The sequence below is a fragment of the Dyadobacter sp. 22481 genome, assembly GCF_052044875.1.
GTDB lineage: Bacteria > Bacteroidota > Bacteroidia > Cytophagales > Spirosomataceae > Dyadobacter > Dyadobacter endophyticus.
The window spans coordinates 1,205,230-1,231,467 of the sequence record NZ_JBQENV010000002.1 but is presented as its reverse complement, the minus strand read 5'-3'; the positions used below and the strand labels follow the sequence as shown (position 1 = coordinate 1,231,467).

The following is a 26,238-nucleotide window of genomic DNA, read 5'->3' as shown; positions in this document are numbered from 1 at the left end:
ATGCCCTACAATAAAAAATTGGGATGGCAGATTGCCATCCCAATTTTAAAAGACATTGCAGTTTAAATATTAAAAGTTTGCAGCTTTCCCGGTATCCCACCACAGACGAGTAGCGATATCATCTTTCGCACCCGTACCCATTTTTGACACTGCATCCGCAACAGCAGCCGTATTACCAGTTCTTTCTGCATTAACAAACGGCATTCTTTTGATCCATTCGTTCGCCGTAATTACCCCCCAATCGCCATTGCTATCGTTTTTAGCCACAGGCGGAATTTTGGGATAACCTGTACGTCTGAAATCCACCCATGCCTCCTGCGTATTGGTGAAGGTATTCAGGTATTTCTGGGTAATGATCTTTTCCAGTTTCAACTCGTTCGAATCCGCATTGTTCCAGGCCACGGTGATGGTGGAAGCAGCAGTAAAGTTGTTGCGGGCGTCGATCGGATCCACATAGCTGATCGGCTTGCTGGTAGCATCGGCGAGGTAGGCATCTACGCCACCCGCTCCCCAATCGGCAAACGACAGCTTGATACCTTCCTCATAGTTAGTTTTAGGATCACCGGCACCTGTCCAGCCTCTCAATCCGGCTTCGGCTTTCAGGAACGCTACTTCTGCTGCGGTGAAGTTCCTTCTGGTTTGGACAGTCTGGAAATCTTCACTCACTTTCGAGAAAGGAACGTGGTCCGCTTTTGCTTTAATATAAGCACCATTTCGAACACCTTTGTAAGGAACAGAAGGGTGATCCGCATACAAAGCCGCGTTGGTCATGGGGGCAAAATACTTGGAGATCCGGCCGTCTTTCAAGCCCACCAGAAACGATTCCATCACGGCGCCCATACGGGTATCATCCCATTCATAGCAAATCTGGGCAACAGGTATCTTATTACCATTCAATGAATTGATAAAGTTATCAGCATTGGTGGTAATCAAACCGGCAGGGTCGGCTAATGCTTTTTCACCCTGGGTTTTGGCCATGGCGGGATCCACTTTTGAAATACGCATAGCCAATCTCAGACGCAACGAGTTCACCAGTTTCTGCCACCGAGGAATGCTTCCACCATACTGTGACGGATCGAATTTTTTGTACCCAGTATACTCCTTATTGGCGTTAAAATCTGTCTGGATAGAATCAAGCTGTTTGAAGAAAAGCGGATAAAGGTCCGACTCCTTGTCATACGCGATGGAGTTGGCCGTGGTACCATACTGCGAATAAATAACCGGCCCGTGTACACCTGTCAATTTGGATACAGCGAAAATACGGATCAACTTGGCCCAGGTCGCAAACATGGGCAGATTGTTGTCTTTGGCCAGCTGGATCACCTGTTTCGAGGGTGACATAACACTGCCATACACACGGTTCCAATAGGTATTCCAACGGATATAGTAAGTAGTGTTATTTACGTTACCCACAAAGTCCGTCGGCGTACCCATGTACCCCATCCAGTTATCGGAACAAAGGTCCTCTTCGATCTGGTGACCGTTGAGGTTGAAGATCATATTCGAAAAAGGGGAGCCTACGAGGTTAAAGTCCTGCTTGAGAAGCTCGTCTGAAATCTGATACGGATTCTGGTTTGTCTCAATAAAATTATCAGTACAAGCCGCGAATGCGATCAGGGTTACCAATGCTATTACTATTTTTTTCATGTCAATAACTTTAGAGTTTTTAGAAAGAAACCTTCAGGTTCAACCCGTAAGATCTTGTAGATGGCAAACCAAACACGTCGGTCGATTGCAAACTGTTGTTGGTACTCATAGCTTGCTCAGGATCGAAAGGCGCTTTTTTGTAGAAGAAGAACAAGTTCCTTCCTACGAAAGAAATAGAAGCATCTTTAAATACGGTGCCTTTGCTCTTAAAGTTGTAGCCCAGAACCAGCTGGCCTAACCTCACATTTGTTCTTGAATACACATAAGGTTCCATGATCTTGTTTCTGTCGCCCACAGCAGAGTAATAAGTGTAAGGAGCAATAGAAGTAACGGCTGTTCCCTCGGGTGTAACCGCATTGATAGAAACTGACCCCGCATCCCTTGCTTTCGCTGTTTCTTCACTCACACCATAGGAATCCAGGAATGCTTGCGTTTTAGAGAATGCAACCCCACCGAATTTACCGTTTACGAGCACGCTCGCAAAGAAGTTACGATAGTTAAAATTGTTACTCCATCCGAGCAAAAGCTTAGGGTTTACGTTACCCACTTTGGTTTGCGTAGCCGCCTTGGTTGGAACGCCGTTTTTATCCAGGAGGATCTGCCCTGCGTCGTTGCGTGCGAAATGATAAATAAAAACGTCATTGAATGAACCACCCGCTTTGATGATCGATGCAAAACCCTCGTCGTCGCCGCCCACCTGATAGTTAGGATTTGATGCAATCAGCTCTACGATTTTGTTTTTGTTCTGAGAGGCGTTAATCGTCGTATTCCAGCTGAAATGATCCGTACGGAAAGGCTCCGCATTAAGCGTAAGCTCAAATCCGCTGTTTTCAATCCTTCCCGCATTCACATAATAGGTTGTATAGCCCGAGCCCGAAGGTGCTGCCAGTGAAAGGAACTGGTTGGTGCTGACGCCATTGTAATAGGTAAAGTCAAGTCCTAACTTGTTGTGGAAGAACTTCGATTCCAGACCGTACTCATTGGCAACGATTTTTTCAGGCTTCAAATTCGTAAAAGGTACCTGCGTAGGTCTGTTGATACCACCGATACCGCTTGGGCCACCGGCGCCGCCGATCGTACTCAATGGAAGAACCCTGTTATAAGGCACTTCGTTAGCCGTTTGCGAGAACGATGCCCGTACTTTCAGCAGTGAAATCGCCTGGGGCAAATCAAACATCTGGCTGATCACAGCAGATCCACCGATGGATGGGTAGAAGTAAGACTGGTTACCGGTAAGGGCCAGTGTAGAAGCCCAGTCGTTACGTCCAGCCAGATCCAGGAAAAGGTAATCTCTGAACCCGAGAGACAAGTTGGCAAATGCACCTTGCTTGATGGTATTGCTATAATTCGGGTGGTTATTGAAAATCACGTTGTAAGGCATGTTCGAAAACGTGAATACATTGGGATACTGCAACGATACCGTTCCGTTGTTCACGGTCATTCCATCGTAGTATTTGTTTTTCTGGTAACTAAGACCCGCCAATGCATTCAAACTGAAATCACCCAGGCTCTTGTTATACGTAAGAATACCATCCGTATATATGGACTGATCTGTATATTTGGCGTAGTTCCAAGTGCCGTTCGGGCTTACACTTACGGAGTTTCCACCTGCCGCGTAGCGCTTGTCGTCCAACACATCGTTATAGTCAATGTTAGCCCTCACCTCAAATCTAAGATTCTCTACAATATCGTACGCGAGCTTTACATTGGCGATGAGTCTTTTGTAGGACTGCAGTTTTGGGTCCTTGTAAAGTTCCCAGTACGGGTTGTTCTGCTTCTCTTCGGTGGAATACCAGTTCATTTTGTCCATATTCCGCTCCTTATTAAACACCGCGTAATTGTCTTTGTAGCTTTGGAAGTCGCGGTCCCTGGCGAACAGGTACAAACCGGTCAACGGGTTGTTGTAGTAGCCCGCACCCGGACGGTTCTTAGAGACTTCCGAAGACAGGATTACACCAGAGCTGATGGTGATCTTGTCTTTCAGCATTTTGGTGCTTTGTCTGAACGAGAAGTTGTTTTTCCGGTAGGTATTGGTTGGCATGATACCTTTGGAAGATACATTTGCATAGGAGAAATAAACATTCGTTTTCGCGTTCCCGCCTGTGATAGCCACCGAGTTGGTAAAGGTAGCACCGGTCTGGAAGAAGTCTTTGATGTAATCTTTCTGATAATTGCTTCCTTTAACCTCCGCAGTTCCGGTGGGAGTCCAGCTGTAATCGCCGCCCACAGTTCCATAGCGAAACTGAAAATCGGGAAGACCGGATACTTTTTCTAAAACGGCGCTCGAGTTGAAATCCACGGACAGCTTGCCTTCCTTACCCTTTTTAGTAGTAATCAAAATTACACCATTGGCTCCCTGGCTACCATAAAGGATAGAAGCGTTAGCCCCCCTCAATATGCTGATACTTTCGATATCATTAGGGTTAATCGAGGAAAGACCGTCTCCACCGTCCGTTCCGCCATAAGAACCCGGTTGACCGCCTTTGTTGTTAACCATCGGAATACCATCGATTACATAAAGTGCCTCACTCGACCCCTGCAGCGATTTGTTCCCCCTAAGTACAGCCCTGGTAGAACCACCTGCACCTGAGCTACTCACTTTGATATCGATACCCGCTGCCTTACCATTCAGCGCGTCGACGAAGTTGGTGTTGGCCGCTTGCCGCAATTCTTGTCCTCCGATTTGCTGCGTAGCATAGGTCAACGCCTTCTTGTCACGCTGGATACCCAAAGCTGTTACAACAACCTCTGCAAGATTGGCAGCATCGGGTAGCATTTTTACGTCCATCGAGGTGCGGCCGCCCACAGTCAGTTCTTGCTTTACATAACCAATGGAGCTGAACATGAGAATATCGCTGTCCTTCAAACTTGATAGTGAGAATTTACCCTCCGCATCTGCGGTCGTTCCTTTTGTTGTGCCTTTCACCGTCACTGAGACACCAGGCAGGCCCTGGTCTTTTTCATCTGTTATCTTGCCGGTTACTGTCCTTTCCTGAGCAGAGGCGGATAACGATGTTAAAAGCAAAATAAGCCCGAGCGGGATCATTCCTTTCCCTAAGGCTTTAAGTAATTTTTCTTTCATAATTTAACAAATTAGTAAATTAAAAATTGGTTAAAATTGGTATCGACCGAATAACTGCTAAGCAATTATCCAAGCACAGCAAATATCCTAAAATATCGATAATTAACTATTGATAATTAAAAAATTTTAAAAACCAGCGGATTTATTTACTCCGATACCGGCATTTTGGATGTGTAGCCGACCAGCGGCAAGGTCATGTTCCGGCATCGTTGGCCCCGGGAAGCCCGACACCACCGTCCTCGCTCACTCTCCCTATGACCTTTCGGTACCGGGTGTGAAATGTGTTAATAGATAGCACCGCAGACTGAGGCGTCGACAGCACAAACTGAAAGGTTCTGCGCATAGATACGTTGGGTTTATTTGGATTTCGTAGAAATTTAAATCTATTAACTCAGATAAGCAATTTATTCGGCCGATTTTAATTGCACTAAACTAATATTCCACTTGTAGCGCATTTAAAAGTATTTAAAACATGTATTTCACATCATGGTGAAATATTATTTGTTCAAAATACAATTATAAAAACACACAGGATTTGGTTGCGTGCTCGAAACACAAATGTATATTCGGTGTTTTTACTTTTTTACGAACCATCTTGGAAGAGCGTAACAAAATCTACAAAAGGCGAGAATTACCACGACAAAAAAGTACTACGCAGCGACGGTAACACCGGACGCCAACTAGTATAAAAGTAAGATTGGAAAAGAGAAGCTACTCGTATTTGCGCCACGCGCCGAGGATCGCACCCGTGAGTGAATATGCGATCACGCTTACGCCGCCATTGATGAGCGACAAGGCCAATGCTCTCATCGAAAACATGTCTTTGACGATCGTTTCAAACAATACGAAGACGATGCCGAACAAAAGCCCGATGAGAAAGCCCATGACCAGTGACTTGACAGGGACTTTGGTGAATATCCAGGCCATGGTGTAGGCCATGAAGGAAGTGGAGACAATGCTGGCAAGGTAAGGGACCGGACTGGTGGCCGACTTGATCTGCTCCATCGTGAAGCCATTCAAAGCCATCCATTGTTCTGAAAAAATGCCGTACCACAACGCTGGTACTATCTGACCTATCACTACACATACTAGCACGGCCCAAAGATTGACAGATTGTTTTCTCATTGTATTGAGTATTTTATTCAGTCATCGAAAGGTACTCCCAGCCCAAATATAAGAGGTTTCAGATATAATTGTGCTTTTTATTCATCGGATATAACAAATTCGATATTACGCTTTAAACCGGCATATTTGGCCCTTTTCACGGGCGATCTTCGGAATATTTCGCGAAATACTTCTTCTGTGATTTCCCGCCAGTCGCCATTTGAAAACCCGGCAAGCTCCTGTGGTAAATTGAATTGCGGTGTCGTGTGCGGGCGCGCGAAACGGTTCCAGGGACAAACGTCCTGGCAGACGTCGCAACCGAAAATCCAGTTGTTGAATTTACCTCTTACTTCTTCGGGTATCGCGTCCTTCAATTCGATCGTATAATAACTGATGCATTTACTGCCATCTACTACAAAAGGCCCGGTAATAGCGTCAGTCGGGCAGGCATCGATACATTTGGTGCAAGTGCCACAATAATCTCCGGTCGCACTGTCGGGCGCCAGGTCCAGGTCACATATGATCTCGCCGATAAAGAAAAAACTACCCATTTCGCGGTTCAGCAAATTGGAATGCTTTCCGATCCATCCCAAACCGCTTTTTGCAGCCCATACCTTATCCATTACTGGCGCCGAATCGACGAAAATGCGGCCATTTACCTCTCCTACTTCTTCCTGAATGGCCGTCAGCAATGCACCGAGCTTTTCCTTTAATATATAATGGTAATCGGTACCGTAGGCATATTTGGAAAGTTTGAGGTCGTCGTCGCCTTCCGGGAGGCGCTCTTCGGGATAATAGTTAAGCAGGACGGAGATTACACTTTTCGCGCCTTCTACCAGTTTGGTGGGATCGAGGCGCTTGTCGAAGTGGTTCGCCATGTAAGCCATAGCCCCGTGGTGGTTGAGCGAAAGCCATTTATCGAGTCGCGGAGCTTCGCTTTCTAGGAATTCCGCTTTTGAGATACCACAAAAATCAAAGCCGCATTCAAGCGCCTTCGTCTTAACAAACCGACTTCTCTCCTGCCTTACGATATCTGCTGCCGTCATACTGCAAAGTTACAAATTGATTGTAAAATGCCATCTTGTCAGTAATTTAGCCGTGGCAAAGTAATTTAGGAGAATAATGGCTGTTGCAAAAGTCACGTAACTGCGAAGAACCATGCCGGAAAATACAGAATTCAACATAGATCAAGACAAAAATTACGAAATGAACGAGGATAAAGCTTCATTGGAAACTGACAATCTGGTAAACGAAGAAAATTCCGAAATTTCCAACAATGTGCCTCTGGACAATGCAGGGCAGGAAATTACAGGGGAGGCACCCTCCGGTGAGGCACCCAAAGCCGACCCGCTCGATGCTGCAAAGGCCGAAATCGCCGAGTTGAAAGACAAATACCTGCGTCTTTACGCGGATTTTGAAAACTTCCGCCGCCGCACCGCCAAGGAAAAACTGGAAATGATCTCGGGAGCAAGCGCCGACACGGTGAAACTCATTCTGCCGATCGTCGACGATTTTGAACGCGCCAAAGTTTCTTTTGATTCTTCTACTGAAATAGATGCGCTGAAAGAAGGGGTGGACCTGATTTACACCAAACTTTACAAAGCCCTGGAATCCAAAGGCCTGAAAGCCATGGAATCCAAAGGCGCCGATTTCGACGCGGAAATCCATGAGTCCATCGCGCAGTTCCCGGCACCGTCGGAAGACCTGAAAGGAAAGGTGATCGATGAAATTGAAAAAGGATATTACCTGAACGACAAGGTCATTCGCTACGCCAAAGTAATCGTAGGCGCTTAATGCACTCAACCTTCCTTACGGGATACATCAGTAATTAAAAATGGCAAAAAAAAGAGATTATTACGAAGTCCTTGGCGTGGACCGCGGCGCTTCCGCGGATGAAATCAAGAAGGCTTACCGCAAGCTTGCGATCAAGTTTCACCCGGACAAGAATCCCGATGATCCTACTGCGGAAGACAAGTTCAAAGAAGCGGCAGAGGCTTACAGCATCCTGAGCGACGAGAACAAACGCCAGCGCTACGATCAGTTCGGGCACGCCGGTGTAGGCGGCGCTTCCGGCGGCGGAGCAGGTGGTTTCGGCGGCGGCTTCACGATGGACGATATTTTCTCGCAATTCGGTGATATTTTCGGGGATAGCAGCCCATTTGGTGACATTTTCGGTCGCCAGGGTGGAAATGGCCGTCGTGTTCGCAGAGGCTCCGACCTTCGGATCAAACTGAAACTGAACCTCGAAGAAGTTGCCAATGGCGTTGAGAAAAAAATAAAGGTAAAAAGACATGTTACCTGTAACACCTGCGGTGGCAATGGCGCTAAAAACGGCACGTCGCTGACTAACTGTAACGGCTGTAACGGAACCGGCCAGGTACGTAAAGTGGTGAGCACCATGCTCGGCCAAATGGTTTCGACTGCCACTTGCCCTACTTGTAATGGTGATGGCAAGATCATCAGCGAACGCTGCGACTCCTGTGCCGGCGAAGGACGCCTGCTGCAAGACGACCTGATCACGCTGAACATCCCGGGTGGTGTGGCGGAAGGCATGCAACTCTCGATGTCGGGCAAAGGAAATGTCCCTGCGCGCGGAGGCGTGGCGGGCGACCTACTGATCGTCATCGAAGAAGAAGAGGACTCATTGTTGAAAAGAGACGGCAATAATGTAATATTCGATATGCATTTGAGCTTTATAGATGCCGCGCTTGGAACGTCGGTCGAAATACCCACCATCGACGGCAAAGCACGCATTACGATCGAGTCGGGAACGCAAGCCGGCAAGATATTGCGCCTCAAAGGCAAGGGTATCAAAGACTTGAATGGCTATGGGAAGGGCGACCAATTGGTACATATCAATGTATGGACGCCGCAGCAACTGACTTCCGACGAGCGCTCTACCCTCGAATCGCTCCGTCACTCGCCGAACTTCCAGCCGAAACCTGGCAAGAACGAAAAAGGCTTTTTCGATAAAATGAAAGATTTCTTCCATTGATCATGCCTGTTCAATAAATATTACAAAAGAGCTGCTTCATTACCGGAGCGGCTCTTTTTGCTTGACACCAATAGCGGCCCGCCGCAACTCATCATCGATCATTAAACAACCAAAAACATTTTCTCAATGAAATCTCTGATGCTTACCGGCGCATTACTTTGTCAGGGGCTAGCCAGCCCGGGATTGCTCGTGGCGCAAACCGAATCCGTGCCCCCTTCTACTGTTACATTTGTCACTTACAATGTGAGTATGGAGGCCGAAAACTACTTCCCACGCGGCACTCCCGGCAATTCCGAAAAGGTATTGATTAAGGAACTGGCTTCCGGCTCCAACCAGCAGATCAAAAACATCGCGCAAATCATCAAGACTGTGCGTCCTGATGTGATTCTCCTGAATGAGTTCGATTATATCAAAAACCCGCAGGAAGGAGTAGTCCAGTTTGTAAAGGCCTATTTAAAAAAGGATTCGAATGGGATGAAAGGCATCGATTACCCCTACTATTATTATTCCACCGTCAACACCGGCCAGCCGACTCCCTATGACCTCGACAGAAACGGCAAAACGGAACAATACGGCTCCGATGCCTGGGGGTTCGGCAACTACCCGGGCCAATACGGAATGGTGCTCCTATCCCGCTTTCCAATCGATACCAAGGCTGTCCGTACGTTCCAGCATTTCAAATGGAAGGACATGCCTAATGCATTAAAAACCACTACCGAGGACGGCTCCGCCTGGTACGCCCCGGAAGCCTGGACTCAATTCCCGCTTTCGTCCAAATCGCATTGGGACATACCCGTAAAAGTCGGCAACAAAACCATCCACATTCTGGCCAGCCATCCTACCCCACCCTCATTCGACGGCAAGGAAGACCGCAACGGCAAGCGCAACCACGACGAAATCCGTTTCTGGAACGACTATATCACCGAAGGTAAAAGCAGCTACATTTACGATGATAATGGCAAAAAAGGTGGTCTCACCGCAAATGCCTCGTTCGTTATCCTCGGCGACCAAAATGCCTCACCTGACGAAGGCAGCGCCATCGCCGACGGTATTCGCCAGCTCATCGCCAACCCGGCCGTAAATGGCGGCACTGCCCCTGCCAGCAAAGGTGGCTCCGAACATTCACCGAGCAATGCATTTGCTAAAAACCACACTGCATTCTGGCGTATGCGCGCGGATTACGTACTACCGTCGCGCAAAGGTTTTCAAGTTATCGATAGCGGCGTTTTCTGGCCTGCGAAGGGCGAGCCCCTGGCCGAGCTGGTGGAGAAACGTGAGTCGAGCTCGGATCATAGGTTGGTTTGGGTTAAGTTGAAGGTTGAGTAATGCATCCCTTCTTAAAAAAGAAAGCGGCCCCGGAAATCCGGGACCGCTTTCTTTTTTAAGAAACTAATATTACTGCCCTCCGCCATACATATTAAACGCAGCCAGATGCTTCTGGAAAATCGCTTCGTATTTCTTCGCAGCGGCTTCCTGCTTCGCGTCGCGGCATTCCTGGACGATCACTTGCATGATGTACAGATAAACGTTACTGTCGCGGCGGCGGGTGGTAGCGTTGTTCTTGGCCCAGGTCAGTACTTCGTCGGCGCGTTTGGCCATTGTTTCGGCGATTTCCAGGGCTCTTTTGTTTTCGCCCAGGTCGAACAATGGGCCGATGAAGTTGGCCGAAAACTGGTCGTATGGGATGCTCTTATCCGGCATCGTCGTCAGTGAGCGTTCGATGGCTTTCTTCGCTTCTTCCTTGCGGCCATCGGCAATCAGCTGGCCTGTGAGGCGAAGGAATGCGATGCGCGCGGTTGCTACCGGTGAGCCCAGGTAGGTATTGTCATAATAAGTGTTCGGATTGTCGAGCTCACGCCAGAACATCTTCGTCATCAGATTATTGTACATCACATCCGCATTCACATATCCATCGCTTGCACCGGGTACCTTGACTGGCAACAGGCGGTATGCGTAGCCTTCGAGCTGCATGTACTCTTTCAGGTTCAGGTAGCTCGATCCGCCCAGGGTCGATGAGAAGTAAATGGGACGTTTCCAGTCGTTGGATGCGATGATATCGAGCATGATCAGGTCTGATTTATACAAATCTCCCTTACCGATCGTCCAGCTGATAGAATCGCTCACGAATGGAACGAGGTCGCTTTTAATGATATTCATCTTCTTCACGGCCTCCGCATCCACCGGCAGGAACAATACCGAAGACGGCAGAATAGACGTCATATCGCCGCTCGTCAATGGCACCTGAATAGCCTTGTTTTCCTGTTTTACCAGTCCAAGGTATTCTTTCAGGTTGATACCCGCTTTCACGCTTGGTATTTCATAGAAAGGCACGATATCGTTCTTTCCGAATGCATAGTTGTTCTTGTCGAGCGAAATCGGTAATGCTTCCGACAGGTAAGTCTTGCGCTTCATCTGGTCGATGTACCAGTCGGTCCCGAGAAGGCTCAGGTTACATACACGCACGTCCGTACGGAAGCCTTCCACTTCCTGCACATACCACAAGGGGAATGTATCGTTATCACCGCCAGTAAAGAGGATGGCATTCGGTGCACACGAGTTCAGGAGGTTTTTGGCAAAATCAACCGAGTGGTAGCGATGGTCGCGGTTATGGTTATCCCAACCTTTGGTACCCATAATCACCGGGGCAACCAGGCCGAGGGCCGTAGCAACACCCGCACGCGCCGTACCGCTTTTTACAAACTTGCTGATCGCATCCGCAATGGCAATGACGCCATAGCCGATCCAGATACAGAAAATATAGAATGAACCCACATAAATGTAGTCACGCTCGCGTGGCTCGGTGGGCGGGGAGTTGAGGTAAACCACCAGAGCTACACCGGTCAGGAGAAACAAGAGTCCCAATACCAGCAAATCGCGTTTCTGGCGGAAGTAGCAGATGACAATACCGAACAATCCGAGCAGGAATGGCAGCATAAAATAGTTGTCGTGTGCTTTGTTTTTCGCAATCGGCTCGGGATATTTTGTAGAAACATCCCACGGAGTCATATTGCCTGCACCTTCCTCGTCGCTTTCGCGTCCCACGAAATTCCACAGGAAATAGCGCCAATACATATGCCCGATCTGGTACGAGAACATAAACGAAAGGTTATGCGACATGGTCGGTTTCTGGCCTTCAGCCAGCCCGGTCATTTGCATATACAACTGCGGGTGACCCGGCTGCGTGCTGTACATACGCGGAAGCAACATATTCGCGCCAGGCTCATATTCATACTCCGGACGGTAATCGTAAATAGCATACTTGCCATCCTGCTTGCGGTACATCGGCGCGCCGCGTTTCTGACTCACCGGACGTGATACGAACGACGGTCCGTACAGCAACGGACGGCTGCCATACTGCTCACGTTTCAGGTAGGAAACGAAGCTCAGGACGTCGTTAGGGTTGTTCTCGTTAATCGGCGGGTTGTATTCGGCCCGTACCAGTACCATCAGGTAGCTGGCATATCCGATCAATACAAATGCCAGTGAAAGCAAGCTGGTATTCAGCAGCACATTGCCTTTCTTTTGAGAGAAACGAATCCCCCAGATCAGCGCCCCGATAAACAATATGATAAAGAAGATCACCCCTGATTTGTAAGGCAATCCCAATGTATTAACAAAGAATATCTCAAATTTACCCGCCATGCTCGGCAAGCCGGGAATAATACCCGAGTTGATGACCCCCAAAACGACCAGACCGCCAACAAAGGCCAGAATACCGCCTAACACGCTGGTTTTCTCGTATTTTTTAAAATAATAAACCAATGCAAGTGCAGGAATCGTAACAAGGTTCAGCAAGTGAACACCGATAGAAAGTCCCACGAGATAGGCGATCAGGATGAGCCAGCGGTTTTCAGCCGCAGGATCCTGGATACGCTCCCATTTGAATACAGCCCAGATCACAATAGCTGTAAAGAAGGATGACAATCCGTAAACCTCAGCCTCCACAGCCGAGAACCAGAACGAATCCGACCAGGTATAAGCGAGTGCGCCAACTATACCGGCACCCATTACCAGCAGTGTATCTGCCTGAGTAAGCTCTTCATCGTTTTTGGCAACCAGTTTGCGAACCAGTAAGGTAATGGTCCAGAACAGGAACAGGATCGTAAATGCGCTGCTCAACACGGACACCATGTTGATCCAGTAAGCCACTTGCAACAAATCGCCTAATGCGAAAAGGGAGAAAATACGGCCGATCAGCAGGAAGAAAGGTGCGCCGGGAGGGTGAGGGACCTGCAATTTGAATGCACAGGCTATGAATTCCCCGCAATCCCAAAAACTGGCAGTACGTTCGACTGTAAGGGCATATGTGATGAATGCAATAGCAAAGACAATCCAACCCGTAAGGTTGTTGGTACGGTTGAAACGGGTCATCTGAAAGACGGTAAATTTGAAAAAGTTATATGCACAATGCGCAAAGATGACGACTCTTTTTGAGCAGTTCTATCATTGATCGGCCAAAATTAGCAAAATAACCACAACGGCAACGGTTTGGGAATCTTAAAAAACGTTAAAGGGCAGGGCCGCGACCCGACAGCCGACAATAGACCGCCGACCGCTCACTTATAAAATATCCACTTCACCAGCTCCTTATAACTAACCTTCTTCCCGTACATGAGGATACCGACGCGGTAGATGCGGGCGGCGATCCAGGTGGTGCCCATGAAGCCTAATATGAGCAGCACCATCGATAGCGCGATTTCCCAGGCCGGCACGCCGAACGGAATGCGGACCATCATGATGATCGGCGAGGTGAACGGGATAATCGACGTCCAGAATGCGAGCGTGCCATCCGGGTCCCGGAGGACGAATTGGGCAAAAACGAAGGAGAAAATAATGGGTAATGTAATGGGAAGCATGAATTGCTGGGTGTCGGCGTCGTTGTCGACAGCCGCTCCTACCGCGCCGAACAATGCACTGTAGAGCAAATAGCCGCCCAGGTAGTAGAACAGGAAGCAGCCGATGATCAGGGGGATATTCAGACTGGCTACTGCGCCGAGCACTTCGGTTACAGGATTATCGACGTTGCCGCCGGGCATTCCCTGGCCAGGTACCTGCGCTTTGTTCATCTCTTTTGCCACCTGAACCGATTCCTTGGATAACTGGCTGCCTATTATGGCCGACGTTGCGCTCGTCAATGCCGTGGTAAGCAGTATCCAGAGTACGAATTGCGTTAAGCCAACCAATGCCACACCGATGATCTTGCCAAGCATCAGGTGGAATGGTTTGACGGACGAAATGATCACTTCCACGATCCGGCTCGTCTTTTCCTCGGTGATCCCCCGCATGACCTGCGTGCCGTAAATAAATACCGACATATAAATCAGGAAAGCACAAATTCCCCCGATGACCGTGGCCGCGCCTGAACTGCTCGTTTTCTCGCCTTCTTCGCTCAGGCTTATCGTTTCGGAATTGATATTGACCCGGGAATCTTCCAAAATTTTATGCGTAATGCCTGCCTCTGCGAGTTTGATATCTTCAATTTCTTTCTCGATTACCTTTTCAATATCCGATTTCAAATCCAGGCTTACATTTTTGGCCGCGTAAATGCGGACGCTCTTCGGGGCTTTGATCACATTGGCGGGAATGTAAACCAGCGCATTGGCCTCGCTGCTCGGGAATGCGGCTTTGGCAGAATCGATACTCTTGTCCGTGAACACGAATTTCAGGGTTTCCGAGTCCTTGAATTTGTTACGGAACAAGCCGCTTTCGTCGAGCACCTGTACGGTTTTGGTATCTACCGAGCTTGCAGCAGCCCAGAATACCGTCCCATAGAAAGCTACAAAAAGTAGCGGTCCCAGCACGGTCATCACCAGAAACGACTTCTTTTTGACCCTTACCAGGTATTCTCTTCTAATGACCAGAAATATATTTCGCATGGGTTTCGGATTAATAACGGTAAATGGAATGCGCCCCGGTTACGCTTCGGGAACTTCATTAACGGCCTTCATAAAAATATCGCTCATGCTCGGGATGTTTTCACCGAACGCACGGATCTCCACTTTCGACAGCAGATTGAGCAGCAAGGCATTGGCATTTGTCTCTCCACCCAGATGAATATCCGAACGGAAGTAGCCGTCTTCGGTTACTCTCCGGTCGAGTATCTGGTAAATGGGGTCCAGTTCGTCGAGATGGCCTTTGTATTCGACAAAATAGGTATGCGTCTTGAACTGCTCCTTGATCTCCTTTTTGGGACCGTCGAGTACTTTCCTCGACTTGTGGATCAATGCAATATGGTCGCAAAGCTCCTCTACGGTTTCCATTCTGTGGGTGGAGAAAATAATGGTGCTTCCCTTCTGTTTAAGTTCCAGAATTTCATCACGGATGAGATTGGCGTTAATCGGGTCGAATCCGGAGAATGGTTCGTCGAGAATGATCAGATCGGGCTCGTGCAGGACGGTAGAAACGAACTGTACTTTTTGCTGCATTCCCTTGGAGAGGTCGCCGATCGTTTTGTCCCACCAGGTTTTGATATCGAACTTAATGAACCAGGTTTTCAGCTTTTCCATCGCCTCCTTTTGCGAAAGGCCTTTTAGCTGCGCCAGGTAAAGCAACTGCTCCCCTACTTTCATCTTTTTGTAAAGCCCGCGTTCCTCCGGCAGGTATCCGATCCTCGAAATATGATTGGGGTTAAGCGGCACGCCGTCGAACAACACTTCTCCGCTGTCGGGACCGGTGATCTGGTTGATAATGCGGATCAGCGACGTCTTCCCCGCACCATTCGGCCCCAACAGCCCGAAAATACAACCTTTCGGAATGGATAAACTGACGTTATCCAGGGCTGTATGGCTGGAATATTCCTTCGTTACATTCCTTACCTCTATGATGTTCATAATCTCTAAACGGTGTAACCGCAAATATGCGAAGTAATTTCCCGGGTCGCGGTAACCACAGGTACAAAAGCCTCATTTGGCTGATCAATGGCAAAAATAAAAAGCGGGCGGAATAATCCGCCCGCTTTGCCCGGCACATGTCCGTTAATATTATGCGTATTTTTCGCGGATCTGGAACAATACCCAGAAACCGATAATTCCTCCAATGATGAAACCGAGAATACTCAACTGGATAAGGTTACTGATCAGGCCAACCAGCAGCGCATAATAGAGCAGGTTCCATCCAGCTCTTTTGCGTGCTTTGAGCGGCGAAAAGGCCATCAGGTACATGACCAACGTAACGATACCGAGTGCGATCCCGACGTAAGCATTGAACGCAAGACCTGCCGAAAGCCCCCCAGCCCCTAAAACCGCGCCACCTACGCCCAACGCCGTGACCAGGCCCAATACCCCGAGAACAGAGAGCACAAGGATAATGTAAGGGCCATATTGTACGAGAAATTCTTTAACACTCTCTGAAAACGGCGGAAATTTTTGAAGGAAAATTGGTTCGAGTTCCTTCTCGAGAAGTAGTTTAGATTCCATAGACGGGGGATTTTTTTAGCTGAGTTTCAAATTATTAATTTATAAAACTAAAACAAAATCCGGGAACCCGATCCCCACAATCTAGTAAGCGTTCCAACTGTTTATTTAGCGGCCTGTCAGCAATTTTCAATCGACATCCAGCCGCTAATCTTCGGGATAAGGCACATATACGAAACCCGAAAACTCGCCTATCAATGCAAACAGACAGCAGAACTCTTCCGGATTCTTGTAATTTTCCGTAAAAAGCAGCACCGATTCCGGTGCGATAAGATTGCGGTCGACAAACTCCTGCATATACGACGCCTTGTAAACATAATTGTTGGCCAACTCCGTCGAATCGATCAGCAGTACGCCGAGATCGACCTCATTGTTGGTAACGGCAAAGATCGGGTATTCCGAAAACCCGCGTTTACGTATCTGGTAAGAGGCTTCTTTGAGTTGGTCGGCGACCTTGATAAAATCCTGCGATATGTATCCCATCAATTTCTGATTCAAATCCGGAGAATTTGCATCATCCATCAGGGCATTTTCATTACTATTGTTGATCATATGGTACTTCGGCCTTTGGCTATCGGCCGTCGGCTTTTTTGTTAAATACTAGAAATTCAAAAGGCCGACAGCTAAAAGCCGACAGCCGGAAGCTCTCACATTCTCGCCGCTAACAACAACGTCAAATCCTTATAACGCATATTAAAGCTGCGGGCGATGTGTGAATTGGTTAGGGTGCCCTTGTGACAATACACTCCCTTCATAAACCAACGATTGGCATAAATCATTTCCTCGATGCCTCCGATTGTCCCGGTTTGAAGCAAAAACGGCAAAAATACGTTACTGAGAGCCGTGCTCGCCGTGTGCGCCACGCGCGACGGGATGTTGGGTACGCAGTAATGAATGACCTCACTGTATTTGAAAATCGGGTTTTTGTGCGTCGTCATCCGTGACGTTTCGAAGGACCCGCCCTGGTCGATGCTCACGTCGATGATCACCGAGCCCGGTTTCAGCTTCGATACCATTTCCCGCGTTACCACCATCGGGCTCAGGCCATTTTCGGCCCGCATCGTGCCGATCACCACATCTGCACGGCCGATCGCCTCTGCCAGCGTTTCGGAGTCGATAATGGAAGTGTACAGGTTTTGCCCGATCGAGTATTTCAACCTTTGCAGGCGGTAAATATGTTTGTCAAAAACCTTTACGTCGGCGCCCAGGCTCAGGGCCGCGCGTGTGGCATATTCGGCTACGGTACCGGCGCCAAGGATCACGATCTTCGTCGGCGGCACACCGGTAATACCACCGAGGATCACGCCCCGCCCGCCGTTTGGCGTGGAAAGGTATTCAGCGGCGATCAGCAGCACGGTGCTGCCGGCGATCTCGCCCATCGCCCGGATAATCGGCTTTCCCCCTACCTTATCCTCGATCAGTTCGTAGCCGATGCCGGTTATTTTCAGCTCATTCAGTTTCTCAAAATATTGCTTTTCCAAAGCGGGCAGATTGAGGGCCGAAATCAACGTCGTTCCGGCTTTCACATAACCGAACTCCTCTTCCACCAGCGGCTCCACTTTCAGGATTACATTGGCCTGGTAAACTTCCTTGGGGCTGCTGACGATCTTCGCACCGGCTTCGCTGTATTCATGGTCCGACAGGTTGGCTCCTTTGCCGGCATCCTTTTCTACCCACACTTCGTGCCCGTTCCTAACCAGGATCCCGACCGCGTCGGGTGTGAGCGCGATGCGGTTTTCCTGTAACGAAACCTCTCTCGGCAGGCCTATATGCAGTGAATTCTGGTCCTTTCGGACGGCCATTAACGATTCCTGGGGGTACAGCACCGACTGCTTGGCGAGCTCTTCAAAACCGGTAATCTGAGGTTGTGCCATTGACTAGCAAAATGAAAGTGAAACTGTAACTAACTAAATGTGACCTCTTATACCCTGGTGACTTCCAATATTCTCATGCCACTTTCATCCGCTTCCAGATGAAGTTGCATATAATTCAGCGGCCAAAGGCTCTCAACCTTCCCCGGCCACTCGACAAAGCAGAAATCCCCCGAATCGAAATACTCCTCCACGCCCATGTCCAGGGCTTCTGTTTCGTCCTTAATCCTGTAAAAATCAAAATGGTAGATTGTTTTGCCGCCCGCGTCATATTCATTCACCAGGGAGAAAGTGGGGCTTTGCACGTGCGTTGTAACCCCGAGATGGCCGCACAATGCCTTGATGAGCGTCGTTTTACCGGCTCCCATCTGACCTTCGAAGAGCCAGACGGGCGTCTCCGCGCCAAGCCTCAGCAGCGCTTCGGATACATTTGCAAGCTCGTCGAGTTCTTTAAAACGAATAACCGTGGGCTGTCCAATCATGTTGCAAAAATACACAATTTGGAAAAACCCGTGACAATTTTATGCCTTCCGGCGCGTCATACTTTCCATTCTTTTCGCATCGACCGGCCCAACAGCTCGTTCGCCTTTTTATCTCCTTCAAATTGTTCCTTCACCGGGTCCCATTTCAGCGAACGCTCCAAGCCGTACGCGATGTTGCCGATATTGCAAACCGACGCCGTCCGATGCCCGGTTTCGACATCGCAAATCGGCGGTTTCCTTGTCCGGATCGCATTCAGAAAGTCTTTATAATGGTTGGTACTGACATAAACGCCGGCATCACCCGCATTGACGGTCTTGTCTTTCAATGGCTCGGGCGTCGTTTTCAGCTCTCCGCGGGCTACAAATACTTCGCCGTCGGTGCCTACAAAATGGCAATGCTGCTTGCCTTCCATTGGTCGGTGGATTACCTCTACGCCGTTGGCGTATTTGTAAACCAACCCTTTTCCAGGTTCTGAATAAACCAATTCAGTAGGTCCGCTCGCGTCCATATTCAGGCCCCATTGCGCAATGTCGAACATGTGTGCGCCCCAGTCGGTCATGCCGCCGCCGCCGAATTCGACGTAATCGCGCCATTTAGGCCAGAATTTAGCATCCATAGCCGGCGCGAGTTCATTGTTATAAGGTCTTTCAATCGTATTTGGACCCATCCATAGGTCCCAGTCGAGACCTTCCGGCTTGGTTTCGCCTTGCAGATCCCACACTTTCGGCGGGCCACCTACATTGACATATACTTTTTTCACAGTTCCGATAGCCCCGCTGCGTACCAGCTGCACGGCTTTTGTGAATTCAGGCGCCGAGCGCTGCATACTTCCGGTTTGGAAAACCCGGTTATGATTTCGAGCCGCATTTACCATTGCCCGGCCTTCCTTAACCGTCAGGGAAAGTGGTTTTTCACAATAAATATCCTTTCCTGCCTCGGCAGCACGGACGGCCATGGCAGCGTGCCAGTGGTCGGGTGCAGCTATCACCACCGCGTCAATATCTTTGCTCGAAAGCAACTCCCGGAAATCCTTCATGCCGACAGCCGCCTTGTAAGTGCCCTGACCCAGCTTTTCGGAATACCATTTATTGGCCGCATTCACAAATGCCTCCTGCTTGACCGCATACACATCCGAGGCTGCGACAATGCGTGTTTCCTGCGTATCCAGAAATCGGTTACGCAAGCCTCCGCTCTGCCGCCCGCAGCCGATGAAGCCCAGGGCAATCATGTCGCTCGGCGCTTTGTAACCACGCCCGAGCACATGCCGCGGCACGATCATAAAGGAAGAGATAACAGCACCTGCTTTCAGGAAATCGCGGCGGTTCAGACGTTCGGCATTCATATTTTTTCAGGAATTTGTACTAATTGAATTTAAATTAAAGGCCGAAGTAAGTGATTCTACTGAATATTGGAGTCTTATAGTTAGGCTACATTCAACTTCCTAAACCACAGCCGTTATGATCAGACTACTACTGGCGTTTGCCCTGGCGATAGCATTGTCCGGGGGCGCCCAGCCTGCGGGCGCACAAGTCACCCAGCGAAACATTCTCGCCCGGAAGTACAGCCAGAGCGCATTCAGCGAAGCACTCATTCCGCTTGATCAATGGGCACCCTACCCCAAAACACCCGAAGAATGGCGCAGCAAAACCGACCCGGCCGAACTCGCGAAAATCATCAAAGCAGGTGAAGAGGCCTTGGAAAAGCCTATTCCAATGGTTACGGCAAGCCTTTTGCTCGATTTTACCCGCAGCGGCGACCGCGAGCGACACGCAGCCGCGTCGTTCGGGCGTAGAAACCAGTTGATGAGCCTCGTGCTCGCCGAGGCTGTGGAGGGCAAAGACCGTTTCATGGAAGCCATTCTGAACTCGGTATGGGCTATTTGTGAAGAAACCTACTGGGGTGTACCGGCGCATTTGAGCGTGCAAAAAGCCAAAAACGGCCTGCCCGACGTACAGGATCCGACCGTCGACCTTTTCGGCGCCGAAACCGCAGGCGTATTGGCACTTACTGATTATTTCCTGGGAGCGAAACTGGATAAAATGTCCCCCCTCATCAGGCCGCGCATTTACTTTGAAACCAATAAAAAGATATTCGAACCGCTGAAAGACGCCAAACGCTACGGCTGGCTAAGCACTACCAATCCCGTGAACAACTGGAACCCGTGGATCGTATCCAACCTGCTGATTGCCGATTTGCTATTGGAAAAAGACGCCCAAAAACGCAGCGATAATGCGTATCAGTATATGGTGTTCCTCGACCGGTATTTCAATAGTCTAGGCGACGACGGTGGTTGTGACGAAGGCCCCAGCTACTGGTTTGCCGCCGGTGCCAGCGCCTATGATGCACTCGCGATTCTGGAAAGCGCTACCAGTGGAAAAATCAATATTTATGACAATGATCTGATCCGCAAAATGGCGGCTTACGTTTACAAAGTGCATATTGCGAACGATTACTTCGTCAACTTCGCCGATGCCGACCCGAAGCTGAAACCGGACGGGTTAATGCTCTACCGCTTTGGAAAGGCCGTTCAGGACCCGGAACTGACTGCGCTAGGCGAATGGGCTTACGGCCAGTTCGGCGCGATTACCGGCGGCAATGGTTACCAGCGCCCCAGAAAAGTATGGAACCTTCTCACAACCTCCGAATTGAAGCCAGATCAATCCAAAACTTACAAGCAAGTAGCACAATCATGGCTTTCCGACATTGAAGTGCTAACCGCCCGCTCCGACAACGGCCTGTACCTGGCCACACACGCCGGCCACAATGCCGAAAGCCATAACCATAATGATGTCGGCGATTTTATTGTGTATGCCGATGGCGAGCCCGTGATCGTCGATGCCGGCCGCGGTAACTATACGGCGCGGACGTTTTCTTCCAAAAGGTACGAGCTTTGGTTTACCCAATCCAAATACCATAATCTGCCGGTCATTAATGGGTTTGGGCAGCCGGCCGGTAAGCAGTTTAATGCGAGGAACGTTAAAAGCAATATTTCTGAAAAGGAAGTTTCGCTGGCAATGGACATCGCTCCGGCCTATCCGCAGGAGGCTGGCATACAAAAGTGGAACAGGCTGGTAAAGCTCAATCGCAGTAAAAATGCGGTCGAAATCTCCGATGATTACACCCTGAAACAGAAACCGGACTCATTACAGCAAATATTCATGACCGTCTGCAAAGTCGATACCGGCACACCCGGCAAAATCATCCTGACGACCTCCGGTAAAAAAACCGTTTCGCTCACTTATGACCCGAAGACCTGGACCGTTTCCACCGAATTACCATCCACCGAAGGTATGGAATATAATAGTTTCAAAACCAAATGGGACGGCAATCCGGTTACCCGCATTGTACTCACCAGCAAGGCATTAAAGCCAAAAGGCAAACACATTTTCATCATTACCAAATCCTGAACAAGCCCATGAGCCTATCCCGCAGAGAATTCCTCATCAATAGCACCCTCGCCGGCACCGTCATTCCTTCGCTGGCACAAGAATCGTTTGCAAACCCGGCCAATAGGGCGGCGGATGATTTGAAAGTCAATATATTTTCCAAACACCTGCAATTCCTGAACTACCAGGATATGGCCGAAGTGGCCAAAGAGCTCGGTTTTGACGGTATTGACTTGACGGTGCGCCCGAAGGGCCACGTATTGCCCGAAAAAGTGGAAACAGACCTTCCGCTTGCCGTGGAAGCGATGAAAAAAGTAGGGCTTGCCCCGCAGATGTTTTGTACGGCCGTCGAGGACGCCGCAAATCCCGTTGATAAAAAACTGCTGGAAACGGCGGCTAAGCTGGGTTTTAAGTATTACCGCATGAACTGGTACCGATACAATGAGCAAAAAGCGATTCCTGAGCAGCTTGGGGAGTTTGGCACCAAAATGGCTGGGTTGAGTCAATTGAATGATAAACTGGGCATTCATGGTTGCTACCAGAACCATTCGGGCCGGATGGTGGGCGCCTCGATGTTCGAGATCTGGCAAATACTTCAAAAAGCAAATCCCAAAACCATGGGTGCGCAATACGACATCCGCCATGCCACTGTCGAAGGCGGCCTTTCCTGGCAAACGGGTTTCAACCTGATCCGTCCGCATATCAAGACGATCGTGATCAAGGATTTTTATTGGGACAAAAACAGCAGTGGTAAATGGGCTGTGAAGAGCGTGCCGCTGGGCGAAGGAATGGTGGATTTCAAAACCTATTTCAAATTGCTGAAAGACCTGAAAGTGGATGTGCCGATCTGCCTTCACCTCGAATACCCGCTGGGCGGTGCCGATCAGGGTGCATATGAAATTACGGTAGATAAAAAAGTGGTTTTCGACGCGATGAAGCGCGATTTGCAAAAGCTGAAAGAACTCTGGGCAGCCGCTTAACAACCAGCCGCATTCCATGAAACTAAACCCCGTTCTTCTGTCGGCATCGTTTGCTGCGCTATGCGGTTTTGTGGTCAGCACCCATTCCTCCGACCAGAACTGGCCGGAGTATAACGGTAACGGCGCGCGTAGTCATTACTCTGCCCTGAACCAGATCACGAAGGAAAATGTAGCGCAACTCAAAGTCGCGTGGACGTACGCGTCCGGCGGTGCCGATACGGCGCGCAACCGTACGCAAATGCAATGCAACCCGATCGTGATCGACGGCATTCTGTACGGCGTCTCGGCAGGGACGCAGGCATTCGCATTGAATGCCGCGACCGGACAGCAAATCTGGAAAACCGATATTGCCGACAATGGCGGCACGACGAGCCGTGGCGTTACCTATTGGTCGGGTGGTAACGAAAAGCGCATTTTCTTCGGGGCTGGGAAATGGATTTATGCATTGAATGCGACCGACGGCTCATTGATCACCAGCTTTGGTGAAAATGGCCGCATTAATCTAAAAACCGGCCTCGAACGCCCTGGCGCGGATGATTACATTACGCCGAATACCCCCAATACGATTTACAAAAATCTGCTGATAACCGGTGCCCGTGTCAATGAAAACGAAACCGCGCTGCTCGGGGACGTGCGTGCGTATGATGCGCGTACGGGAAAGCTGGCCTGGACGTTCAGGACAATACCAGCGAAAGGCGAATATGGTGCCGAAACCTGGCCTGTGAACGCGCGCCAGAATTTCGGGGGAGCAAATGCGTGGGCCGGTATGGCCATCGACCGGGACCGCGGGATCGTCTACATTCCGACGGGATCGGCGGCATACGATTTTTACGGAGGCAACCGGCCAGGCCACAACCTCTTTGCCAATTGCCTCCTCGCCCTGGACGCCGCAACAGGTAAACGCCTGTGGCATTACCAACTCGTGCATCACGACATCTGGGATCGCGACCCGCCCTGCCCTGCAAACCTGGTGACCGTCACGCACAAGGGTAAGCGTGTCGATGCCGTAGTGCAGGTCACAAAGCAAGGTTATGTATTCGTCCTCGACCGCGTTACCGGCAAACCGCTGTTTCCGATCAAGGAAACCCCATTCAATTTCCCGGGCATTGAAGGTGAAAAAGTAAGCGCTACGCAGCCTATTCCCACATTACCGGCCCCATTTGCGCGCCAGACATTCAACGCAGGTGATTTCAATGCATTCGTAGCCGACCGCGATTCGCTCGTGGATGTGCTTTCCAAAGCCAAAACCGGCAGCGCCTACATTCCGATCACTTCCAGCATGACCGTCTTCTATCCCGGCACCGATGGCGGCGCACAGTGGGGCGGCGCAGCGACCGATCCAGGAAGCATTATGTACGTTCCAGCCAAAGAAATACCGGTTTATACCTCACTCATCCAAAAAGAAATCCCCAAAAACACGGCCGGCGTAACCGGCGCTCAGTTATATCAAATAAATTGCGCCGCCTGCCATGGAGCCGATAAGATGGGCAACCACGACGGCTCCTACCCCTCGCTCGCTAACCTCGAAAAACGCCTCAAACCTGCGCAAGTAGAGACAATTCTGCAAAACGGACGCGGCATGATGCCATCTTTCACGCACATCTCGGACGCCGAACGAAAGTCGATCATCGCCTATCTCAGCAACCAGGAAAATAAGGAAAGCATTAAAATCGATTCCAAAACGCAGGTTCCTTATCAGCACACCGGGTATAACCGCTGGTACGACCGGAACGGCTATCCGGTAAGCCGGCCACCCTGGGGCACTTTAACGGCTATCGACCTTAATACCGGTCGGAGGAAATGGCAGGTGCCGCTCGGCGAATACAAGGAGTTAACAGCCAAAGGCATTCCCCCAACCGGTACTGACAATTATGGCGGCCCATTAGTCACTGCCAGTGGTTTGATCTTCATCGCAGCCAGCCGCGACGAGCAGTTCCGCGCATTCGACAAGGAGACTGGTAAAATTTTATGGCAAACGGCATTGCCTGCTGCGGGATACGCCTCGGCAAGCACCTATTCAGTGAATGGCAAGCAATATGTCGTCATAGCCTGTGGTGGCGGTAAGCTGAATACGAAGTCGGGTGACAAGTATGTGGCGTTTTCATTGCCTTGATGCACATTTTACTTCGCCATTTTAAATGTAAGACTAACTTTGTGAGCATTAGGATAAGCTCATTACCTTTTTCAATCTAAAACTATGCCTTCAAAAATTCTCAATGTTGGTTTAATCGGTTTCGGTTTGTCGGGGCGGTATTTTCATTCGCCATTCCTGAGTACTAACCCGAATTTCAAGATCAAGACCGTGGTCGAAAGGTCCAAAAACGAGGCGCAGGAGTTTGACCCGACGATCGGCAATGCGCGGTCCGTGGAAGAATTGCTCAGCGACGAGGAAATCGACCTGGTTTTTATATGCACGCCCAACGATACGCATTTCGAGTACGCGATGGACGCGCTTGAAAACGGCAAGCACGTAGTGATCGAGAAACCTTTCTCCGCTACTGCCGACGAAGCCCGTCAGCTGGTGAAACTGGCGAAAGAAAAAGGCCTGGTACTGACAGCATATCAAAACCGCCGCTGGGACTCCGACTTCCTTACTATTCAGAAATTGCTTGAAGAAGGAAAGTTGGGCGATATTATCGAATACGAATGCCGGTATGACCGCTATCGTGAGGCGGTGGCCGGTTCATGGAAAGAACGCGCAGTGCCGGTGGGCGGCAATGTTTATAACCTCGGCCCGCATTTGATCGACCAGGCATTGGTATTGTTCGGCGAGCCGGAAACCGTGACCGCGGATATCCGTATCGTCCGCCCGACCAGCGAAATCGACGATTATTTCGACATTCGCCTAGGTTATGCCGATAAATCGGTAATCGTGAAATCGAGCCTGATGGTGTATGAAAACCACCTGCGCTATGTCCTGCACGGAACAAAAGGCTCGTTCATCAAAGGAGGCCTCGACCCACAGGAAGAGACTTTGCGCAAGAATGTCCTGCCAAGCGAAAAGCCTTGGGGCGTGGAGCCGGAAGACCGCTGGGGTAAGCTGTACAGCGAAGCGTACACGGGCATTGTAGCGAGTGAAGCGGGCGATTATATGCCGTTCTACCAGAATGTTTACGACGCCATTGTTCACGGCGCCGAGCTGGCGGTGAAGCCCGAGGAGGTGTTGCGCACCTGCCGTGTCATCGACCTGGCATTCCAGAGCAGCAACGAAAAGAAAGTGTTGGCTTACTAAAAGCCGCCATAAATAGCAAAAGGCAGTCCGGAATATCCTGACTGCC

At 49.7% G+C, this 26,238-nt stretch carries 20 protein-coding genes; 7 read left to right on the top strand and 13 right to left on the bottom strand.

What is annotated here, in order from left to right:
• Nucleotides 1–69 precede the first annotated feature (69 nt).
• The 5 genes from ACTJJJ_RS15075 to queG all read right to left on the bottom strand — a co-directional run bounded on the left by ACTJJJ_RS15075 (nt 70) and on the right by queG (nt 6,879).
• Entirely contained in the window at nt 70–1,647 is a 1,578-nt protein-coding gene (locus tag ACTJJJ_RS15075) for a SusD/RagB family nutrient-binding outer membrane lipoprotein (protein WP_188933789.1), read from the bottom strand.
• Between the two features lie 19 nt (nt 1,648–1,666).
• Entirely contained in the window at nt 1,667–4,729 is a 3,063-nt protein-coding gene (locus ACTJJJ_RS15070) for a SusC/RagA family TonB-linked outer membrane protein (RefSeq protein WP_229222409.1), read from the bottom strand.
• Between the two features lie 193 nt (nt 4,730–4,922).
• Nucleotides 4,923–5,072: a hypothetical protein gene (locus tag ACTJJJ_RS15065; RefSeq protein WP_188933791.1), complete on the bottom strand. Its 150-nt coding sequence runs from the start codon at nt 5,070–5,072 to the stop codon at nt 4,923–4,925.
• A 368-nt stretch (nt 5,073–5,440) separates the two neighbouring features.
• On the bottom strand, nt 5,441–5,854 hold the full coding sequence (locus ACTJJJ_RS15060) for a DUF1761 domain-containing protein (protein ID WP_440702215.1): 414 nt from the start codon (nt 5,852–5,854) through the stop codon (nt 5,441–5,443).
• A 77-nt stretch (nt 5,855–5,931) separates the two neighbouring features.
• A complete protein-coding gene (gene queG, locus ACTJJJ_RS15055) occupies nt 5,932–6,879 on the bottom strand; it encodes a tRNA epoxyqueuosine(34) reductase QueG (protein ID WP_426293156.1) in 948 nt (315 codons plus the stop codon).
• 160 nt (nt 6,880–7,039) lie between these two features.
• On the opposite strand from queG, the gene ACTJJJ_RS15050 reads away from it, so the two are divergent.
• The 3 genes from ACTJJJ_RS15050 (at nt 7,040) to ACTJJJ_RS15040 (ending at nt 10,154) form a co-directional block, all read left to right on the top strand.
• Nucleotides 7,040–7,627 carry a nucleotide exchange factor GrpE gene (locus ACTJJJ_RS15050; RefSeq protein WP_426293155.1) on the top strand — a complete coding sequence of 196 codons (588 nt, stop codon included), beginning with the start codon at nt 7,040–7,042 and terminating at the stop codon, nt 7,625–7,627.
• A 40-nt stretch (nt 7,628–7,667) separates the two neighbouring features.
• Entirely contained in the window at nt 7,668–8,828 is a 1,161-nt protein-coding gene (gene dnaJ, locus ACTJJJ_RS15045; RefSeq protein WP_188933799.1) for a molecular chaperone DnaJ, read from the top strand.
• A 126-nt stretch (nt 8,829–8,954) separates the two neighbouring features.
• A complete protein-coding gene (locus ACTJJJ_RS15040; protein WP_440702214.1) occupies nt 8,955–10,154 on the top strand; it encodes an endonuclease/exonuclease/phosphatase family protein in 1,200 nt (399 codons plus the stop codon).
• A gap of 69 nt (nt 10,155–10,223) precedes the next feature.
• Here ACTJJJ_RS15040 and ACTJJJ_RS15035 read toward each other — a convergent pair whose 3' ends face one another.
• From ACTJJJ_RS15035 to ACTJJJ_RS15000, 8 genes are all read right to left on the bottom strand, one after another.
• On the bottom strand, nt 10,224–13,199 hold the full coding sequence (locus ACTJJJ_RS15035) for a glycosyltransferase family 117 protein (protein WP_440702213.1): 2,976 nt from the start codon (nt 13,197–13,199) through the stop codon (nt 10,224–10,226).
• 185 nt (nt 13,200–13,384) lie between these two features.
• Nucleotides 13,385–14,704 carry an ABC transporter permease gene (locus ACTJJJ_RS15030; RefSeq protein WP_188933806.1) on the bottom strand — a complete coding sequence of 440 codons (1,320 nt, stop codon included), beginning with the start codon at nt 14,702–14,704 and terminating at the stop codon, nt 13,385–13,387.
• A gap of 39 nt (nt 14,705–14,743) precedes the next feature.
• Nucleotides 14,744–15,658: an ABC transporter ATP-binding protein gene (locus tag ACTJJJ_RS15025; RefSeq protein ID WP_188933807.1), complete on the bottom strand. Its 915-nt coding sequence runs from the start codon at nt 15,656–15,658 to the stop codon at nt 14,744–14,746.
• A 150-nt stretch (nt 15,659–15,808) separates the two neighbouring features.
• Entirely contained in the window at nt 15,809–16,243 is a 435-nt protein-coding gene (locus tag ACTJJJ_RS15020; protein ID WP_188933808.1) for a hypothetical protein, read from the bottom strand.
• A 144-nt stretch (nt 16,244–16,387) separates the two neighbouring features.
• Nucleotides 16,388–16,792, bottom strand: coding sequence for a hypothetical protein (locus ACTJJJ_RS15015; protein WP_188933809.1), 405 nt, complete (start codon nt 16,790–16,792; stop codon nt 16,388–16,390).
• A gap of 95 nt (nt 16,793–16,887) precedes the next feature.
• A complete protein-coding gene (locus ACTJJJ_RS15010; RefSeq protein ID WP_188933810.1) occupies nt 16,888–18,114 on the bottom strand; it encodes an alanine dehydrogenase in 1,227 nt (408 codons plus the stop codon).
• Nucleotides 18,115–18,161: 47 nt separating this feature from the next.
• On the bottom strand, nt 18,162–18,593 hold the full coding sequence (tsaE, locus tag ACTJJJ_RS15005; protein ID WP_188933812.1) for a tRNA (adenosine(37)-N6)-threonylcarbamoyltransferase complex ATPase subunit type 1 TsaE: 432 nt from the start codon (nt 18,591–18,593) through the stop codon (nt 18,162–18,164).
• A gap of 56 nt (nt 18,594–18,649) precedes the next feature.
• Nucleotides 18,650–19,936, bottom strand: coding sequence for a Gfo/Idh/MocA family protein (locus tag ACTJJJ_RS15000; RefSeq protein WP_188933814.1), 1,287 nt, complete (start codon nt 19,934–19,936; stop codon nt 18,650–18,652).
• A gap of 115 nt (nt 19,937–20,051) precedes the next feature.
• Here ACTJJJ_RS15000 and ACTJJJ_RS14995 point away from each other — a divergent pair, with 115 nt between their 5' ends.
• The 4 genes from ACTJJJ_RS14995 (at nt 20,052) to ACTJJJ_RS14980 (ending at nt 26,192) form a co-directional block, all read left to right on the top strand.
• Nucleotides 20,052–22,001 (top strand): heparinase II/III domain-containing protein, encoded by a 1,950-nt coding sequence (locus ACTJJJ_RS14995; RefSeq protein ID WP_188933816.1) that lies wholly within the window; start codon nt 20,052–20,054, stop codon nt 21,999–22,001.
• 8 nt (nt 22,002–22,009) lie between these two features.
• Nucleotides 22,010–22,960, top strand: coding sequence for a sugar phosphate isomerase/epimerase family protein (locus ACTJJJ_RS14990; protein ID WP_188933818.1), 951 nt, complete (start codon nt 22,010–22,012; stop codon nt 22,958–22,960).
• Between the two features lie 16 nt (nt 22,961–22,976).
• Nucleotides 22,977–25,073 carry an outer membrane protein assembly factor BamB family protein gene (locus ACTJJJ_RS14985; protein WP_440702212.1) on the top strand — a complete coding sequence of 699 codons (2,097 nt, stop codon included), beginning with the start codon at nt 22,977–22,979 and terminating at the stop codon, nt 25,071–25,073.
• Nucleotides 25,074–25,157: 84 nt separating this feature from the next.
• Nucleotides 25,158–26,192 carry a Gfo/Idh/MocA family oxidoreductase gene (locus ACTJJJ_RS14980; RefSeq protein ID WP_440702211.1) on the top strand — a complete coding sequence of 345 codons (1,035 nt, stop codon included), beginning with the start codon at nt 25,158–25,160 and terminating at the stop codon, nt 26,190–26,192.
• Nucleotides 26,193–26,238 lie beyond the last annotated feature (46 nt).